Raw genomic sequence first — 2,283 nt, 5'->3', positions numbered from 1 at the left:
GAGGACCGCGATCAACACCCCGGCGTGCCGGGGCAGGTCGCCATCGACGGCGACGTCGTCCACTGATCTTCCCGGCATGTGTCGGTGCCGGGTAGCACGATGACCCAGAGAGGAGTTGACCGATGAGCGATCTCGATCATGTGCTCCGTCCTCCGCTGCCGTGGCGGCAGGATCGGATGTCCGAGTGCGGCCGCGCCGAGCCGCAGCAGGCGATCACCCGTGAGGAGTTCGTGCAGCGGGTGCGGCAGCACGGGCAGAAGCGCGCCGCGATGACGACGTGCATGACGTGCTGGGAGACGACCGAGCGGTGGCCGTCGTGGGAGACCGACCCGGTCGGCGCGATCGCGCGCGAGTTCTACGGCCGACACGGACGGGCGCGGGACTCGGACCGGCTGCGGGACGAGCTTCGCGCGATCGCTGCGCTCGTCGAGGAGCACCGGGACGAGTTCGACGGGTATCTCACGGGGCTGGCTCAGACCAGCAGCCTCGACCAGCATCGCCGCCAGCGGCGCCGCGTGGCCGCGCGGTAGCCCTCGATAGTGAGGACCGGGCAGTCCGTACCTGCCCGGTCCTCTCCACCCACGATAGGAGAGGACCGACTGATGGAGACCACGGAGACCGGTGCCGACGTTGTCGAGCGCCACTGGCCCTACGACGGGCCGCACGACCCGGACACCCTCGCCGACGCGCTGCAGGCGGCGGCGGCCCTGCTGCGGTACGCCTGCAACGCGAGTCAGCGACCGGCAGCGGTCGGTCTCGCGCCGGAGGGATACCGCACGTTGGGCGAGCTGCAGGACATCGCGGAGCGGCTGCCACAGCTGCTCGGTCAGCTTGGCCAGTGGGGTACGCAGACTGCCGCTGACGGCTCTCTGCGGCACGACGAGTACCGCGGTGAAAGTGCTGAGCGCAGCTCGGCCGCGGCGGTGGCGGACGCGCGGCACGCCGCGGAATTGCTGCGTACATCGGCGGAGCAACATGCCGAGGCGCTTATCGAGGACGTGCGCGCCGCGCGAGGCGAGCTGGCTCACCTGTACCACGACGAGGAGTAAGACGCTCGCTCGGCAGCCCGGGCCCCGCACCCGAAGGTGCGGGGCCTTCTGCATGTCGGCAGCTATGCCTGCCGCGGCGAACCGTTCGGGTGTACGCGTCTTTGACCACCACACCTCGTCACGCCACGATCAGTGGGGATCGCGACGAGGGAGGCGTGGTGAAGTCCAAAATCGAGGTGCAGCGATGCGAGTCGTGCGGGATCTGGCCGGTGCCGACGGCGGCCGCGCGAGCCGGGTACCGCACGTGCCATGGCTGCCGAGGCACGGTCACCGACGAACTGGCCGCGGGCACGTTGGCGACGTCGCCGGCGGTGCCCGAGCCGCGGCGGGGTGAGCCGGCGGCCTGGGGCTGCTGTGACCGGTGCGGGGACCGGCTCCCGCGTGACTACATAGACGCGGGAGCGCGGCGCTGCGCGACGTGTGCCCCGGGCTGGTTCTCGTGCACGCGGTGTCGCGCGATGCGACCCGAGGCCGAGGGCTGTCGCCGCTGCGACGCCCGACGTCGCGCACTCCGCAAGCAGAGGCAGGCGCCGCAACAACGGCCGCGGGCACAGCGGGCGCTGGATCCGTACGACGATGCCGAGTTCGACGACGACCTGTGCGCGGTGTGCGCGGAGCGGCTGCCCCCGCAGCGCCGGCGGTCTCGGAACCGTCGGTGCGCGGCGTGCGTGCGCGACCGCGGACATCACGACGGGCCGCAGCGGGTGACACCAGCGCATCCGCAGTTCCTCTCGGGAGGGCTGCCGACCCTCGGCCGCCGCAGCCGCTGAGGACATCGCAGACACGGGAAGGGCCCCGCACCCAGCGGTGCGGGGCCCTTCCCGTGTCTCTTCGTTCCTGCTCGTGGCTATCGGCTATCCGCGCGGAGGGTGTGCAGCGTGTGGACGGTCGCCGCGAGCGCGCCCGAGACCTTCGCGCACTCGTCCGGGCTGTACATGCGCAGCTCTCCGGCGTGGACTTTGTCGAACGCGGCACGGGCTAAGCGGTAGGCAGCCTCCGCATCATTGCGCAGGTCGCTGGCCGTTGGTGTGTGGGCGGTCGGCGGCATGTCTCTTCCTTCCTCCTCATCGGTTGCGATCACGTCAACGTTGGCGGCGCAGCTCGCGGTACAGGCAGCTGATCCTCAGCACCGCCACACCTTTCGGGCCCACCACGGCGCATCGAGTTGTGCGAACCACCACTCATCAAACAGCAGTGCGTACGTCGAATCCTGTCCTGGCTCTGGATGCAGCTG

The 2,283-nt window shown here is 70.7% G+C and carries 3 protein-coding genes; 2 read left to right on the top strand and 1 reads right to left on the bottom strand.

The features are described from left to right. The first annotated feature begins 122 nt into the window (after nt 1-122). Entirely contained in the window at nt 123-530 is a 408-nt protein-coding gene (locus LY13_RS25365) for a hypothetical protein (protein WP_253831083.1), read from the top strand. A gap of 72 nt (nt 531-602) precedes the next feature. Then, entirely contained in the window at nt 603-1,049 is a 447-nt protein-coding gene (locus LY13_RS25360) for a hypothetical protein (RefSeq protein ID WP_253831082.1), read from the top strand. Between the two features lie 847 nt (nt 1,050-1,896). Here LY13_RS25360 and LY13_RS25355 read toward each other — a convergent pair. Beyond that, a complete protein-coding gene (locus LY13_RS25355; protein ID WP_253831081.1) occupies nt 1,897-2,097 on the bottom strand; it encodes a hypothetical protein in 201 nt (66 codons plus the stop codon). Nucleotides 2,098-2,283: the final 186 nt, after the last annotated feature.

Source organism: Prauserella aidingensis (assembly GCF_024171865.1).
Taxonomy (GTDB): Bacteria; Actinomycetota; Actinomycetes; order Mycobacteriales; family Pseudonocardiaceae; genus Prauserella; species Prauserella aidingensis.
This window is presented reverse-complemented; position numbering and strand designations above follow the sequence as displayed.